Here is a 14691-nt window from a genome sequence, read left to right as displayed (position 1 = left end):
GGCCGGGGGCTCCGCCACCCGGAACCCCCGAAAGGCTCAGTTACCCCCGTACAACACAGCCGACGCCGCGAAACCGCGGCCGCCTGGGCCTACATCTCCCCCGCCGTGCTCATCATCCTCGGCCTCGGCGTGGTGCCGGTGGCCTGGTCGCTCGTGCTGTCCTTCCAGGCCGACGACCTGGTGACCCCGAGCCGGTGGGTCGGCGTGGACAACTACGCCGCGCTCGCCCAGGACCCGCACTTCGCCCAGGCCGTCGGGAACACCGTGCTGTACACGGTGTTGTACGTCCCGCTCAGCATCCTGTTCGGGTTCCTGCTGGCGCAGGCGCTGAACCGGCGGATCCGGTTCGCCGGGGTGTACCGCACGCTCGTGTTCGTCCCGTTCGTGCTGTCGGCGACGGCGCAGGGCGTGCTGTTCTCCTTCATCCTCGACCCGCAGTTCGGCGCGGCCAACTCGCTGCTGCACCACCTCGGCGTGTCGCCGCAGGGCTTCCTGACCGACCCGGCGCAGGCGCTGCTGGTGCTGGTCGGCATCACGCTGTGGAGCGGTACCGGCTTCTGCGTCGTGGTGTACCTGGCCGCGCTGCAGGACGTCCCGCCGTCGCTGGTCGAGGCCGCGCGGCTGGACGGCGCCGGGACGTGGCGCGTGCTCCGGCACGTCACGCTGCCCGCGGTCACCCCGGTGACGGCGTTCCTCGTGCTGTGGCAGCTGATCACGTCGCTGCAGGTGTTCGACCTGGTCTACGTGACGACCAAGGGCGGCCCGCTCGGCTCGACCACGGTCATCGTCTACTTCGTCTGGGAGCAGGCGTTCAAGAACTTCACCGCCGGCTACGGCGCGGCGTCGGCCTACGTGCTCGCGCTGGCCCTGCTCGCCGTCGTGGTCGTCCTCCGCGTGCTGCGCCGGCCCGGGAAGGCGCTGCGATGAAGACACAGCCCGTCCGCATCGACGTCCCCGCGACCCGCGCGGTGCTGCCCGTGCTGCGCCGGCCCCGGTTGCCGTTCAGCCCCTGGCACCTGCTGCTCGTGCCGCTGGCGCTGCTGTTCGCGGCGCCGCTGGTCTGGCTGCTGCTCAGCTCGGTGATGAGCAACGCCGAGATCAACCGGTTCCCGCCCGCGCTCTGGCCGTCCCGTGTGGACTTTTCGGGGTACCGCTACGTCCTCGACAACGCGTTGTTCGTGCGCTGGTTCACGAACTCGCTGATCGTCTCGGCGGTGACCGTGGTGTCGAACCTGCTGTTCGGCACGCTGGGCGGGTACGCGTTCGCGCGGATGCGGTTCACCGGCTCGCGGACGCTGCTCGCGCTGATGGTCGCGACGATGGCGATCCCCTTCCAGCTCACCATGATCCCGACGTTCCTGGTGATGAAGAAGCTCGGCCTGATCGACACCCTCGGCGCGCTCATCGTGCCCTCGCTGGTGACGCCGTTCGCGGTGTTCCTGCTGCGCCAGTTCTTCCTGTCGCTGCCCCGGGAGCTCGAAGAGGCGGCCTGGATCGACGGCTGTTCGCGGCTGCGCGTGCTGTTCACCATCGTCGTGCCGCTCTCGCGGCCCGCGCTCAGCACGGTGGCCGTGCTGACGTTCCTCAGCACCTGGAACGACCTGACCTGGCCGCTGATCGCGGTCAACCACGACACGACCTACACCCTGCAGCTGGGGCTCACCACGTTCCAGGGCCAGCACCACACGAACTGGGCCGCGGTGATGGCGGGCAACGTCATCACCGTGCTGCCCGTGCTGCTGGCCTTCCTCGGCGCGCAGAAGACGTTCATCCAGTCGGTCACCTCCAGCGGGCTCAAGGGCTGAGGCGTTTCCCCTTCACAACTCGGATCGGACTTCCATGCCTACCAAGATCACCTTCGTCGGCGCGGGCAGCGTCGTGTTCACCCAGGGCCTCCTGGCCGACCTGTTCGCCTACCCGGAGCTGGACGGCGCGCACGTCGCCCTGCACGACATCGACCCGGACCGGCTGGCCACCGCGCTGGCCGCGGCCCGGCGGATCGCCGCCGCGCGGGGCGTCAAGCCGGTGCTCACCGCACACGCGAACCGCCGGGAAGCCCTCTCCGGCGCCGACTTCGTCGTGAACATGGTCCAGATCGGGATGGCGGCGGCGACCCGCACCGACTTCGAGGTCCCGGAAGGCTACGGCCTGCGCCAGACCATCGGCGACACCCTCGGCATCGGCGGGATCTTCCGCGCGCTGCGGACGTTCCCCTTCCTCAAGGCGCTCGGGGCGGACATCGCCGACGTCTGCCCGCAGGCGTGGCTGCTGAACTACACGAACCCGATGGCGATGAACGTCCAGTACCTGAGCGAAGCCACCGGGCTGACGCGGGTCGTCGGGCTGTGCCACTCGGTGTACTGGACCGTGCACGGGCTCGCCGCCCTCGTCGGGGTGCCGTTCGAGGAGGTCACCTACGTCGCGGCCGGCGTCAACCACCAGGCGTGGGTGCTGCGGTTCGAGCACGCGGGCGCCGACCTCTACCCGCGGCTGCGTGAGCTGGCCGAGGCCGACGGGCAGCTGCGGCGGCGCGTCCGGTTCGACATGCTGCGCCGGCTCGGCTACTACCCGACGGAGACCAGCGAGCACTCCGCCGAGTACGTGCCCTGGTACCTCGGGCACGACAGCGAGATCGAGCGCCTGCGGCTGCCGATCGGGGACTACCTCGGCATCGTCGCGGAGAACGAAGCCGAGTACGAACGCACCCGCCGGGCGATCGCGGCCGACGAGCCGCTGCCGGTCGAAGGCACCGGCGAGTACGCGCCGCAGATCGTCCACAGCCTGGTGACCGGCACCCCGCGGACGGTCTACGGCAACGTCGTCAACCGCGGCCTGATCGAGAACCTGCCCGCCGGCGGCGTGGTCGAGGTGCCGTGCCTGGTCGACGGCACCGGCGTCCGCCCGACCCGGATCGGCACCCTGCCACCCCAGCTCGCGGCGCTCAACCGGACGTACCTGAGCGTCAACGACCTGGTCGTGCGCGCGGCCCTCGAGGACGACCCCCGGCACATCCGCCACGCGGCGATGACCGACCCGGCCACGGCGGCCACGCTGCCGGTCGAGCGGATCTTCGAGCTGTGCGACGACCTCGTGCGCGCCCACGGCGACCGGCTCCAGCCCGGTCTGCGTGCCGTCCTCGGAGGCTGACCTGTGGGAAGATGGACACATGGGGGACGAAGCGGAGTGGCTGCCGGGGGCGGACGGCGACGACAGCGCGGACCTGACCGACGAGACCCGCAGGCTGCGCGTGCTGGGGTGGCGCGCCCTGGCCATCGCCGCCGTGTGGTTCTTGGCCGTGGCCGGGACGTTCACCGGGCTCGTCCTGTACGAGTCGTCGGCCGGCCGGCTCCTGCGGGACGGTATCCAGGTGCCCGGCGAAGTGCTGCTGCTCGAGCAACACCCACCGGCGATCTACGTCGCCTACACCGTGCGGGGCAAGGAGCGCTACGCCGACATCCCGCTCAGCTCGAACCGGCGCTACACCAAAGGCGCGACGGTCACGGTCGTCTACGACCCCGCCGACCCCGCCCACGCGCGCACGACGTTGGAAGACGGCATCGACCCCCGCGGGCCCGCCTACTTCTGGATGCTCGGCGTGGGCCTGCTGGCGGGAGTCGTCTTCAGCCTGATCGGCTGGGGCCGGTGGTCGCTGCGGCACGAGGCGGTGCGGCGCACCGGCTGGCGGCCGGCCACGGTCACCGTCCGGCCCGACCCGTCGCCCCGGTACCGCCACTGGCCGGACCTGCTCGTCGAATACCGCGACGGGAGCCGCGCCGAGCTGCGGGCGACGCTGTCAAGCCACCGCAGCACTTGGCTGCACACCCAGCCGGACCGCCCGGCGTGGGTCGGCGGCACCGCCCGGGAAATGGTCGTCCTCTTCGACCTCGGCCCCGGACGGCGGCGGTTCGCGGTGCCGGCCTTCGGGCGCAAGCCCCGGACGTGGTCCGGGAAACCCACGACGTGAGAGCGCTCCCAGTGGCCCGACCACCGTCCACCGGCTTGCACGCGCAACGCTAGGCCGGATGGTCCTCGAACCGCCGCCGAACCGCCTACCGCGGTCGCCGGTGCTTTACACCCGCCACCCCGCTCCTTACGCTCGCCACTGGAAGCGCTCCCAGTTTCGAGGAGGCGGTGTGCGCTCTTCAACGGCGAAGGCGACAGCCCGGGCGATCGTGGCCCTGCTCGTGCTCGGCCTGACTCTGGTCGTCCCGGGGCCGCCGGCCGGCGCCGCGGGCAAGTTCAACTACGGCGAAGCGCTGCAGAAGGCCGTCTGGTTCTACGACGCCCAGCGCTCCGGGGCCCTGCCCACCGACAACCGGGTTTCCTGGCGCGGCCCGTCCGCCCCCGGCGACGGCAAGGACGTGGGCTTGGACCTCACCGGCGGCTTCTACGACGCCGGCGACCACGTGAAGTTCGGGCTGCCGTTCGAGTTCAGCATGACCATGCTGGCCTGGGGCGCGCTGGAGAACCGCACCGCCTACCAGAACTCCGGCCAGTGGCCGTACCTGCTGTCGAACCTGCGCTGGGGTGCCGACTGGCTGATCAAGGCGCACCCGCAGCCCGACGTGCTCTACGGCCAGGTCGGCAAGGGCGACGACGACCACAAGTGGTGGGGCCCCGCCGAGACGATGACCATGGCGCGGCCCGCGTACCGCGTCGACGACGCCTGCCCCGGCTCGGACCTCGCCGGCGAGGCCGCCGCGCAGCTGGCCGCCGGTTCGATGGTGTTCCAGGCCGGCGACCCCGGCTACGCGGGCACCCTGCTCACCCACGCCAAGCAGCTGTACTCGTTCGCCGACAACCACCGGGGCGTCTACTCCAACTGCATCACCGACTCCCAGAACTTCTACAAGTCCTGGAGCGGCTACCAGGACGAGCTCGTGTGGGGCGCGATCTGGCTCTACAAGGCCACCGGCGACGGCACGTACCTGGCGAAAGCGCGCGCCGAGTACGAAAAGCTCGGCACCGAACCGCAGTCCACCACCCGCTCCTACCGCTGGACGCTGGCCTGGGACGACAAGTCCTACGGCGCCTACGTCCTGCTCGCCCAGCTCACCCGCGACCCCGAGTACGTCGCCGACGCCAACCGCTGGCTGGACTGGTGGACCACCGGTGTCAACGGCCAGCGCGTGCCCTACTCCCCCGGCGGCCAGGCCGTGCTCGACCAGTGGGGCTCGCTGCGCTACGCGGCGAACACCGCGTTCGTCGCGCTGACCTACGCGGACTCGTTGCGCGCCACCGATCCCGCGCGCGCCACGACCTACCACGACTTCGGCGTCCGGCAGATCGACTACGCGCTCGGGGACAACCCGCGCGGCGCGAGCTTCGAAGTCGGGTTCGGCGTCAACCCGCCCCGGAACCCGCACCACCGCACCGCGCACGGCTCCTGGGCCGACAACATCAACGAGCCCGCGCAGAGCAGGCACACCCTCTACGGCGCGCTCGTCGGCGGCCCGAGCTCGGCCAACGACTCCTACACCGACGACCGCACCAACTACACGATGAACGAGGTGGCCCTCGACTACAACGCCGGCTTCACCGGCGCGCTGGCCCGCCTCTACGGCGAGTACGGCGGCGCGCCACTGGCCTCCTTCCCGCCGAAGGAAACCCCGGACGGCCCGGAGCTGCTGGCGCAGGGCGCCCTCAACCAGCCGGACGGCGGCACGTTCACCGAGGTCAAGGCGTACGTGCTCAACAAGTCGGCGTGGCCGGCCCGCACCTTCACCGGCTCGCTGCGCTACTACTTCACGCTCGACGGCGCCACCACGCCCGGGCAGATCTCGGTCACCTCGGCGTACAACCAGTGCGACGCGCCGGCCGTGCGCCCGTTCTCCGGCTCGGTCTACTACGTCGAGGTGACGTGCTCGGGCGGCGTCGCGCCGGGCGGGCAGTCCCGCTACCGCAAGGAAGTGCAGTTCCGGATCAGCAGCACCGGCACCTGGAACCCGGCCGACGACTGGTCGCACACCGGCCTCGCCCCCAGCGGGTCCGCACCCGCGGACGCTGCGCGGCTGGTGCTCGCCCAGGGCTCCACCGTGCTGTGGGGCACGCCGCCGGGACCGTCCACAGCGGACACCACGCCGCCGTCCGCGCCCACCGGCGTCACCGCCACCGCCGGCAGCACCAGCGTCAGCCTGGCGTGGACGGCCGCGACCGACGACGTCGGGGTCGCCGGTTACGACGTGCTCGACGCGACCGGGACGACGATCGGCAGCACGACCGGAACCGCCTACCAGGTCACCGGTTTGACCCCCGGTACGGCGTACACGTTCTCGGTCCGTGCCCGGGACGCGGCGGGCAACCGGTCCGCGGCCAGCAGCCCGGTATCGGTCACCACCACGACCGGCGGCAACCCGGGCACCGGCTCGCTCGCGGTGCAGCAGCGTTCCAGTAGTGGCGCCACGGACAACCAGATCCGCACCAGCCTGCAGATCGTCAACCGGGGCAGCACAGCGGCCGCGTTGAGCGGTGTCACGGCACGCTATTGGTTCACCGGCGACGCCACCAACCCGGGCTACCAGATCTGGTGCGACTACGCGGTGGCCGGCTGCGGCAACGTCACGCTGCGGGTGGTGAAGCTCAGCACGCCCCGGCCAGGCGCGGACGCGTACGTGGAACTCGCCTTCACCGGCGGCACCCTGGCCGCCGGCGCGAACACGGGCGAGGTCCAGATCCGGGTGGCCAAGGCGGACTGGTCCGGGTTCAACCAGGCGGACGACTACAGCTACCGCACGGCGGCGTCGTTCACCGATCTGGCCACCGTCACCGCGTACCGGTCGGGCACCCTCGCCTGGGGCACCGAGCCGTGAGTGCCACGCTCACCCCGGCGTAGGAATTGAAAGTTTCAGCGGGAAAACCTCTTTCACCGCAATTGTGTTAGCGTTCACACTCCACCGTCACCGCCGATGGGGGTTTCCGTTGCCGCACGCGCAAGCACGCCAAGCCAAGCGCCCGATGAGTCCCCTGTGGACGGTGTGTGCGCTGATCGCCGCCTTCTTCTCGCTCGCGACGCCCTCGAGCGCGGCCGCGGCGCCGGCGCCGATCACCAAACCGCCGATGGGCTGGAACTCCTGGAACTCCTTCGCCGGGGCGATCGACCACACCGTCATCGAGCAGCAGGCGGACGCGATCGTCGCCTCCGGGATGAAGGACGCCGGCTACGAGTACGTCAACATCGACGACGGCTGGTGGACCGGCAGCCGTGACGCCGGCGGGAACATCACCGTCGACACCGCGAAGTGGCCCGGCGGGATGGCCGCCATCGCCGCCTACATCCACGGCAAGGGCCTGAAAGCCGGCATCTACACCGACGCCGGCCGCAACGGCTGCGGCTACTACTACCCCACCGGGCACCCCGCGTACCCCGGCACCGGCGCGGAAGGGCACTACGACCAGGACTTCCTCCAGTTCTCGCGGTGGGGCTTCGACTACGTGAAGGTCGACTGGTGCGGCGGCCAGGCCGAAGGGCTCAACGCCCGCACGGCCTACACCCAGATCAGCGACTCCATTTCGCGCGCCACCGCCCAGACCGGCCGCCCGATGACGTTCTCCGTCTGCGAATGGGGCAGCAGCCAGCCGTGGAACTGGGCGCCGTCCATCGCCAACCTGTGGCGGACCAGCGGAGACATCATCTACTGGGGCGAGCGGCCGTCGATGTCGCGGATGCTGGCCAACTTCGACGCCGCGCAGCACGCCGGCGCGCAGAGTCCCGGCCACTACAACGATCCCGACATGCTCATCGCCGGCCTGCCCGGTTTCTCCGACGCGCAGAACCGCACCCACCTGAGCCTGTGGGCGATCTCCGGCGCCCCGCTGATCGCCGGGAACAAGCCCAGCGACATGAGCGCGGCCACCCGCGCCACCCTGACCAACCGCGAAATGCTCGCCATCGACCAGGACTCGCTCGGGCGGCAGGGCACGAAGGTCGCCGAGGACGCTTCCGGGCTGCAGGTCTACCAGAAGGTGCTGTCCGGCACCGGCCGCCGGGCGGTCGTCCTGCTCAACCGCACCGGCTCGGCCGCCACCATCACCGCCCGGTGGTCCGCACTCGGCCTGTCGGGTTCGGCGGCCGTCCGCGACGTCTGGGCGGGCGCCGACCGCGGGACCTTCTCCTCCGCCTACGCCACTTCGGTCCCGGCCGGGGAGGCGGTCCTGCTCACGGTCACCGGCACCGACGGCACGCCCCCGGCCGGCGGTGGGGCGATCACCGGCAAGCAGTCCGGCCGCTGCCTCGACGTGCCGAACGCGACCACCGCGAACGGCACCCAGCTGCAGTTGCTGGACTGCCAGGGCGGCCCGGGCCAGACCTGGACCCGCACGGCGAGCCGCCAGCTCACCGTCTACGGCACCAAGTGCCTCGACGCCTCCGGCCAGGGCACGGCCAACGGGACACCGGTGGTCATCTGGGACTGCAACGGCCAGGCCAACCAGCAGTGGACGGTGAACGCGAACGGCACGATCACCGGCGTCCAGTCGAACCTCTGCCTGGACGCGAGCGGCCAGGGCACCGCGAACGGGACCAAGGTGCTCCTCTGGGCGTGCAACGGCCAGGCCAACCAGCAGTGGACCGCGCCCACGGCGTGAAGTCCCTTCGCACACCGCGCCGGGCATGATTTCGGTCTGCCCGGCCCGCCCGACGGCGGTCCGGCGGCTCAGCGGGGCTCTCGGGGAGAGGAACCCGCGCGCCGCCGGGCCGCCCACCGCGCGGCGGCGGCCGCCGTCTCCGAGCCGCGGGCGCTACACCGGCAAGCCCTGCCCGTCGCGGACGGCGTGGGCGATCGACCTCAGCGTGGCGATCGGGTCCTCGCCCAGCACGTGCAGGCCGACGTGGTCCGCTCCGGCCGCCAGCTCCGCACGGATGCCCGCCGCGATGGCCGGTTCGTCGCCGTGCAGGACGAGGGCGTCGAGCAACCGGTTGCCGAACGGGTCCGTCAGCTCCTCGTCGGTGAACCCGAGCCGGCGGAGGTTGGCGGCGTAGCTGGAGATGCCGAGGATCGGCCGCAGCCCGGCGCGGCCGGTCTCCCGGGCGCGCTCGGTGTCGGTGTCCGGCACGACACCGTGGCCGGGGATCACCAGCTTGCCCGGGCCGAGGGCTTCCCGGGCGCGGCGGGTGTGCTCGGGCGTCACCTGGAGCGTGAGCGTGCCCGCCGCGCGCTCAGCCGCCAGCCGGAGCATCCGGGGGCCGAGGGCCGCCAGCAGCACGCGGTCGGCGGGGACGCCGGCCGCGGCCAGGTGGTCCAGGTAGCTCTCGACCTTCGCCACCGGGGACGTGTAGCCGGCGTCGATTTCGCGGTGGCCGGCGCCGATGCCGACGAGGAGCCGGCCGGCGTGCTTCGCCGCGATCCGGTGGTAGGCGTCCGCGACCGTGCCCGCGTCGGCCTGCCACACGTTGAGCACGCTGGTGCCCACCACGATCCGGCTGGTGGCGTCGAGCAGCCGCTCCGCGGCGAGGAGGTCCGCGGCCGGGGAGGCGGCCAGCCAGATCGCGCCGTACCCGGCTTGCTCCAGCGCGACGGCGTCCGCCGCGGTCGCCTCGGCGGCGGTCAGGTAGGCGCCGACGGGGCCCAGTTCGATGGTCATGATCACCACTTCAGCAGCGGACGGCGTCGCGTGCCAGCACGAACCGCCACGTGCTGCGATAAGCTCGGCTTATCATGGAGTTGCGGGCACTGCGCTATTTCGTCACGGTCGCCGACGAGCTGCACTTCGGCCGGGCCGCCGAGCGGCTGCACATCGCGCAGCCCGCGGTCAGCCAGCAGATCGCCCGGCTGGAGCGGGAACTCGGGGTCCGGCTCCTCGACCGGTCGCCCCGGCGGGTCCGGCTCACCGCCGCCGGGCAGCGGGTGCTCGAAGCCGCCCGCAGCACGCTGGCCGCGGCCGGTCAGGTGGAGCTCGCGGCGAAGCAGGTCATGACGACCGTGCGCATCGGCACCGCGGCCGGCCTGACCGCCCGCCTGGAACGCGGGATCGACGCCCTCCGCGAGCGGGCGCCGGAGTTCGACGTGGTGCTGGTCGACCTGCCTGTCGAGGCCCGGCTCAACGCTCTCCGGCAGGGTGACCTCGACCTGGCGCTGACCAGGGGCGTGCGTTCGGTGCCCGGGCTCGAGGTGCTGCCGGCCTGGACCGAACGGCTGTTCGCGGTGGTGTCCCGGCACCACCCCGCCGCGGCTCGCCCGGCCGCCGGCCTGACCGAGCTGGCGGGCGACACGCTGCGCCTGCCCGCCCGCGAACACGACCCGGCGCTCTACGACGCCGTGGCCCAGGCTCTGCGCGAAACCGGTCTGTGCGCGAAGCCGGGCCGGCCGACCGGCACGCTCCAGGACACGATCGTCGAAGTCGGCTCGGATCCCCGGAGCTGGACGGTGCTGCCCGCCGACCAGGTCGCCGAGATCCGTTCGACCCGGGTCCGCGCGGTCCCGCTCGAACCGCCGATCACCATCGCCGGCAGCGTCGTGGTGGCCCGGCACCAGGCGAACAGCGGCGCCGAATGCGCGGCGGCAGCCTTCCGCGACGACGCGGCGGGCTGACCCGGAACCGTCCGGCCGCTGCCCCACCAGGTGCCCGGCGGCGAACAGCGCGGCTTTCCGCCGGAAACGAGGACCGGGTCAGGTCACCCGAAGCGGGTGACGCAGGCTCCGGTAGAAGGCCCGGTGCGCCTCGGCGGCCGCGGCCCACGTGTACCGCCGGGCCAGCGCCCGCCCGGGCGCCGGGTCCACCCCGCCCAGCGCCGCCCGCAGCTCCCGGGCGAACCCGGGCGGATCGGCGGCGAACCGCGCCGCCCCGCCGAAGACCTCGCGCAGCACCGGCAGGTCGCGGGTCACCACCGGCACCCCGGCGGCGAGCGCTTCCATCGCGGCCAGCCCGAAACCCTCCTTGGTGGACGGAAAAGCGAACACCGCGGCGGATGCCATCAGGGACGGCAGCGAGTCGTGCGCGACCGGGCCGAGCACCACCGGCGAGACGCCCAGCTCCGCGGCGCGCTTCTCCCAGCGCGTGCGGTAGTCGCGGTAGTCGAACAGGGTCTCGCCGCCGGCGATGAGCAGGCGGAGGTCCGGCTCGGCCAGCAGCGCGAAGGCCTCCAGCAGGTCCAGCGAGCCCTTCCGCGGCTCGATCCCGCCGACGGCCAGCACGTACCGGCCCCGCTCCGGGGTGCGCGGGGCGGTCGCGAAGCGGTCGTAGTCGACGCCGTTGGGGATCACCGCCGCCTCGATGCCCCAGCCGGCGCGGACCTCCGCGGCGACCGAGGCGGACACGCAGACGTGCGCGTACGGCCGGACGATCGCGCGTTCGTGGCAGGCCGCCAGTTCCGGGGTGGTGAAGGTGTCGAGGTGGTGGACCGTCCGGACGCACCGGTCGACGGCGTTGGCGCTGATGCAGTCCTGCGCGTGCACGACGTCGTAGGCGTCCGGGGTGAACGCCGCGCGGAGCACCGCGATGGACCGCAGGATCCGCTCCCCCACGGACTCGGCCGGGACGTCGGGGAACGGGACGATCGCCTGCCGGACCCGCGGGTCGACCGGCCGGAAGAAGCCCGCGTCGCCGCCGCGGCCGAGTGTCCACACGGTGACGTCCTCGCCGAGCTCCGCCAGCGCCTCCGCGAGCGCCAGCGTGTGCACGACCCCACCACGGGGTTTGGTCGAGTAGCTCAGCAGGGCGATGCGCATCAGGCCTCCCGGTAGACCTCCGGTTTCCGTTCCCCCAGGTGGTGGAGCACGCGGCGGGCGTTGCCGATCTCCTGCCCGACGTCGAGCTCGGCGACCGCGATCCCGGCCTTGGACCAGGTGCGGGCGAGGATTTCCCCGCCGGGCCCGACGACCTTGGCCTGGCCGAGGAACCGCATCCCGCCCATCGCGCCGGTCTGGTTGGACGAGACGAGCACGACCTGGTTCTCCGCCGCCCGCGCCTGGTCGTACAGATCGAACAACCGCGACTGCCGGTCCTGGGCCATCCGCGGCGCGCGGTTGGTGATGCTGGTCGGCCACGCGCTCAGGCAGGCGACGATGTCGGCGCCGCCGACGGCCAGCGACCGGGCCGACTCGGGGAACGTCTTGTCGTAGTCGATCAGCATGCCCAGCCGCCCGACCGGGGTGTCGAACGCGGCGAAGCGGTCACCCGCCTCGTAGGCGACGCTCTCCCCGGGTGGCTGGTGGACCTTGCGGTGCCGCCCGAGCACGCCGTCGCCGGTGACGCAGACCGCCGAGTTGTAGCGCCGCGGCCCGTCGGCCTCGCAGTAGCCCACGCAGACGACCATCTCCGCGGCCAGCGAGGCGATGGTCTTCAGCTCGGCGCAGTCCGGGTCGAGGGCCGGGGGCAGGGCGTCCGGGTCGGGGTGGCGCAGGTCGGCGAGGTACCCGCCGAGGGCCGCGTCCGGCAGCACCAGCAGCGTGACGCCGGACGCGCGCGCGTGGTCGATCAGCGTCGCGATGCGCTGGAGGTCGAAGTCGAGGTCGCGGCCGAAGTGTGCGGCCACGGCCCCGATGCGGATCTGCCCCATTCACGGGACACTAACCGGGTAGGCGTCGGGCCGTCTGTCGGCCAGGTGTTCCATCGACCGCCGGGCCGTGGCCAGCGCCGCCCCGACGTCGAGTTCGGCGACGGCCATGCCCTCGGCGACGCCGGTGTCGGCGAGGATCTCGCCGCCCGGGTCGACGACCTTGGCGCTCGCGACGAACCGCAGGTCGCCGAAGGTGCCGGACTGGTTGGCCGAGAGCCAGACGATCTGGTTCTCCAGCGCGCGGGCCCGGTCGAACAGGTCGAACCGGCGTTTCCAGCGGTCTTCGGCCAGGTCGGCGGCCGGGTTGGTCCGGCTGCCGGGCCAGGCCGACATGCAGACGACGATCTCGGCGCCGTCGAGCGCCAGTGCCCGTGCGGACTCGGGGAACGCCTTGTCGTAGCAGATGAGCATGCCCAGCCGCCCGACCGGCGTGTCGAACCCGGCGAACTCCCCGCCCGCGCCGTAGCTGGCGTTCTCGGAGAGCGGCTGGTGGACCTTGCGGTGGTGCCCGAGGACGCCGTCGCCGCTGACGCACACCGCGGAGTTGTAGCGGCGGCCGCCGTCGAGTTCGCAGTATCCGGCGGTCACCACCAGATCCCCGGCCAGTGCGGCCAGCCGCCGGATTTCGGGGCCGTCGGCGGCCAGTGCGGGCGGACCTTCGGCCTCGCCGTCGAGGTTGGCGAGGTAGCCGCCGAGGGCGGCCTCGGGCAGGGCCAGCAGCCGCACGCCTTCGGCCTTCGCCTGGCCGATCAGCTTCTCGATGCGGGCGAAGTCGGCTTCGAGGTCGCGGTCGAACGGCGCGGCGACCGCGGCCATCCTCAGTGTCGTCATGAGTTCCCCAATCCGGTGACGCCGCCGTCGATGGCGCGCGTCAGTTCGCCGTCCGGCCAGCGCAGCGTGACGCCGGTGCCCGCGACCAGCTCGCCGCAGGCCGCGGTGACCGCGGGCCCGGCGGGTGCCGGGGCGCCGGCGGTCAGCATCGCGAAGCCCGGGAAGCAGGTCAGCCAGTCGCCGGTGGACGCTCCAGGCGGCCGCGGCACGCGTTCGACGTCGAGCACCGCGCCGCAGCCCGACGCCTCGGCGAGCATGCCGAGCGTGCCCGCGATCCCGGCCATCGAGACGTCCTTGGCCGCGGCCGGTCTCGCCTTGGCCACCGAACCGAGCAGTTCCCGCAGTTCGGGGGTGCGGCGGAAGCTCGTCGAGTCCCATTGCCGCCCGGTGTGGCCGGGCCGCCAGCCACCGCCGAGGTCGGCGGTCAGCCAGACGCGCTGCCCGGGTCGTCCGCCGCCGCCGGGCACCGGATCGGTGGTCCGGCCCAGCGCCGTCACCGAAAGCGAAGCCGGCACGCCGAACTGGGTGTGCCCGCCGAGCACCGGCACGCCGTACGCCTCGCTCGCCTTCCGCAGTCCGCTGAGGACACGGGCGGCGAAGGACGCGTCGCGGGCGCCGAGCGCGTCGAGCAGCCCGGTCGGGGTGGCGCCCATCGCGGCCAGGTCGTTGAGGTTGACCAGCACCGAGCACCAGCCCGCCCACTCCGGGTCGCGCTCGACCATGGCCGGGATGATCGCGTCGCAGGCCGCGACCACGTCGGTGCCGGGCAGTGGGACGCCGTCGTCGCCGACGAAGCCGGGCACGCCGGTCAGGCCGCGCAGCAGCGGGCCGAGCGCGGCCTTCGTCGCGCGCGCCAGCGCGGCGATCCGGCCGATCGGCCAGCGCATCAGCAGGTGCTCGCGACCGCCGACGGTCACCGGCCACAGCCGCTGCCAGCCGAGCCGGGTGAACAGCTTCTCGGTGCGGGTCTGGACGGTGGCCTCGAACCGCAGCGCACCCTCGGTCTCGGCCCGCGCGCAGGCCGCCCGGACCAGCGCCGAGCCGATCCCGGGCGGCGAGCCGGGGGCGACGACCAGCCGGCCGCCCCGCCACCAGCCGAGGTCGGGGCCGTCGGTCGCCGGGCCGAGCCGGACGCCGCCGAGCACGGCTCCGGCGGTGTCCCGCGCGACCAGGACGATCGTGCGCGGGTCGGTGTCGTGGTCGTCGAGGTCGTGCCCGGCGAACAGGCCCTGCCGCGCCACGAACGCCTCGTGGCGCAACGCGCGGTACGCCGTCAGTCCACTGTGGTCGGCTTCTTCGATGTGGAACGCGGGGCGGGCGGCGACGCTGCGGACGTCGCCGAGCAGCGCGAGGATGTCGTGGTCCAC

At 72.8% G+C, this 14691-nt stretch carries 12 protein-coding genes; 7 read left to right on the top strand and 5 right to left on the bottom strand.

Features of this window, described 5'->3' with window-relative positions; translation table 11 throughout:
- The first annotated feature begins 105 nt into the window (after positions 1-105).
- The 6 genes from ACWED2_RS14525 to ACWED2_RS14500 all read left to right on the top strand — a co-directional run bounded on the left by ACWED2_RS14525 (position 106) and on the right by ACWED2_RS14500 (position 8583).
- Complete coding sequence (locus ACWED2_RS14525; RefSeq protein WP_449690943.1) at positions 106-927, top strand: carbohydrate ABC transporter permease; 822 nt, start codon at positions 106-108, stop codon at positions 925-927.
- Positions 924-1805: a carbohydrate ABC transporter permease gene (locus ACWED2_RS14520; RefSeq protein ID WP_449690942.1), complete on the top strand. Its 882-nt coding sequence runs from the start codon at positions 924-926 to the stop codon at positions 1803-1805. Before ACWED2_RS14525 ends, ACWED2_RS14520 begins: the two co-directional genes overlap by 4 nt.
- 34 nt (positions 1806-1839) lie before the next feature.
- Entirely contained in the window at positions 1840-3147 is a 1308-nt protein-coding gene (melA, locus tag ACWED2_RS14515) for an alpha-galactosidase (RefSeq protein WP_449690941.1), read from the top strand.
- A 19-nt stretch (positions 3148-3166) separates the two neighbouring features.
- A complete protein-coding gene (locus tag ACWED2_RS14510; protein ID WP_449690940.1) occupies positions 3167-3964 on the top strand; it encodes a DUF3592 domain-containing protein in 798 nt (265 codons plus the stop codon).
- Between the two features lie 169 nt (positions 3965-4133).
- Positions 4134-6809 (top strand): glycoside hydrolase family 9 protein, encoded by a 2676-nt coding sequence (locus ACWED2_RS14505; protein WP_449690939.1) that lies wholly within the window; start codon positions 4134-4136, stop codon positions 6807-6809.
- A 145-nt stretch (positions 6810-6954) separates the two neighbouring features.
- On the top strand, positions 6955-8583 hold the full coding sequence (locus tag ACWED2_RS14500; protein WP_449690938.1) for a glycoside hydrolase family 27 protein: 1629 nt from the start codon (positions 6955-6957) through the stop codon (positions 8581-8583).
- Positions 8584-8736: 153 nt separating this feature from the next.
- Here ACWED2_RS14500 and ACWED2_RS14495 read toward each other — a convergent pair whose 3' ends face one another.
- Positions 8737-9579 (bottom strand): TIGR03620 family F420-dependent LLM class oxidoreductase, encoded by an 843-nt coding sequence (locus tag ACWED2_RS14495; RefSeq protein WP_449690937.1) that lies wholly within the window; start codon positions 9577-9579, stop codon positions 8737-8739.
- Between the two features lie 74 nt (positions 9580-9653).
- Between ACWED2_RS14495 and ACWED2_RS14490 the strand changes: the two genes are divergently transcribed.
- On the top strand, positions 9654-10526 hold the full coding sequence (locus ACWED2_RS14490; protein WP_449690936.1) for a LysR family transcriptional regulator: 873 nt from the start codon (positions 9654-9656) through the stop codon (positions 10524-10526).
- A 78-nt stretch (positions 10527-10604) separates the two neighbouring features.
- Here the strand turns inward: ACWED2_RS14490 and ACWED2_RS14485 are convergent, their stop codons facing one another.
- The 4 genes from ACWED2_RS14485 to ACWED2_RS14470 are packed head-to-tail and all read right to left on the bottom strand — an operon-like array spanning position 10605 to position 14691.
- Complete coding sequence (locus tag ACWED2_RS14485; protein WP_449690935.1) at positions 10605-11663, bottom strand: MSMEG_0565 family glycosyltransferase; 1059 nt, start codon at positions 11661-11663, stop codon at positions 10605-10607.
- Positions 11663-12493, bottom strand: a complete 831-nt coding sequence (locus ACWED2_RS14480) for a carbon-nitrogen hydrolase family protein (RefSeq protein ID WP_449690934.1) — start codon at positions 12491-12493, stop codon at positions 11663-11665. Before ACWED2_RS14480 ends, ACWED2_RS14485 begins: the two co-directional genes overlap by 1 nt.
- Positions 12494-13324: a carbon-nitrogen hydrolase family protein gene (locus ACWED2_RS14475; RefSeq protein WP_449690933.1), complete on the bottom strand. Its 831-nt coding sequence runs from the start codon at positions 13322-13324 to the stop codon at positions 12494-12496.
- Positions 13321-14691, bottom strand: a complete 1371-nt coding sequence (locus tag ACWED2_RS14470) for an MSMEG_0567/sll0787 family protein (protein ID WP_449690932.1) — start codon at positions 14689-14691, stop codon at positions 13321-13323. Before ACWED2_RS14470 ends, ACWED2_RS14475 begins: the two co-directional genes overlap by 4 nt.

This window comes from Amycolatopsis sp. NPDC005003 (genome assembly GCF_053600695.1).
The sequence above is the reverse complement of the archived record's forward strand: the minus strand, read 5'-3'. Positions and strand labels throughout refer to the sequence as shown.

Excerpts from the sequence above, each read along its gene's own strand:
- ACWED2_RS14485 (WP_449690935.1), bottom strand. The coding sequence starts at position 11,663 with ATGCGCATCGCCCTGCTGAGCTACTCGACCAAACCCCGTGGTGGGGTC.
- ACWED2_RS14490 (WP_449690936.1), top strand. The coding sequence starts at position 9,654 with ATGGAGTTGCGGGCACTGCGCTATTTCGTCACGGTCGCCGACGAGCTG.
- ACWED2_RS14500 (WP_449690938.1), top strand. The coding sequence starts at position 6,955 with ATGAGTCCCCTGTGGACGGTGTGTGCGCTGATCGCCGCCTTCTTCTCG.
- ACWED2_RS14480 (WP_449690934.1), bottom strand. The coding sequence starts at position 12,493 with ATGGGGCAGATCCGCATCGGGGCCGTGGCCGCACACTTCGGCCGCGAC.
- ACWED2_RS14510 (WP_449690940.1), top strand. The coding sequence starts at position 3,167 with ATGGGGGACGAAGCGGAGTGGCTGCCGGGGGCGGACGGCGACGACAGC.
- melA (WP_449690941.1), top strand. The coding sequence starts at position 1,840 with ATGCCTACCAAGATCACCTTCGTCGGCGCGGGCAGCGTCGTGTTCACC.
- ACWED2_RS14495 (WP_449690937.1), bottom strand. The coding sequence starts at position 9,579 with ATGACCATCGAACTGGGCCCCGTCGGCGCCTACCTGACCGCCGCCGAG.
- ACWED2_RS14475 (WP_449690933.1), bottom strand. The coding sequence starts at position 13,324 with ATGACGACACTGAGGATGGCCGCGGTCGCCGCGCCGTTCGACCGCGAC.
- ACWED2_RS14520 (WP_449690942.1), top strand. The coding sequence starts at position 924 with ATGAAGACACAGCCCGTCCGCATCGACGTCCCCGCGACCCGCGCGGTG.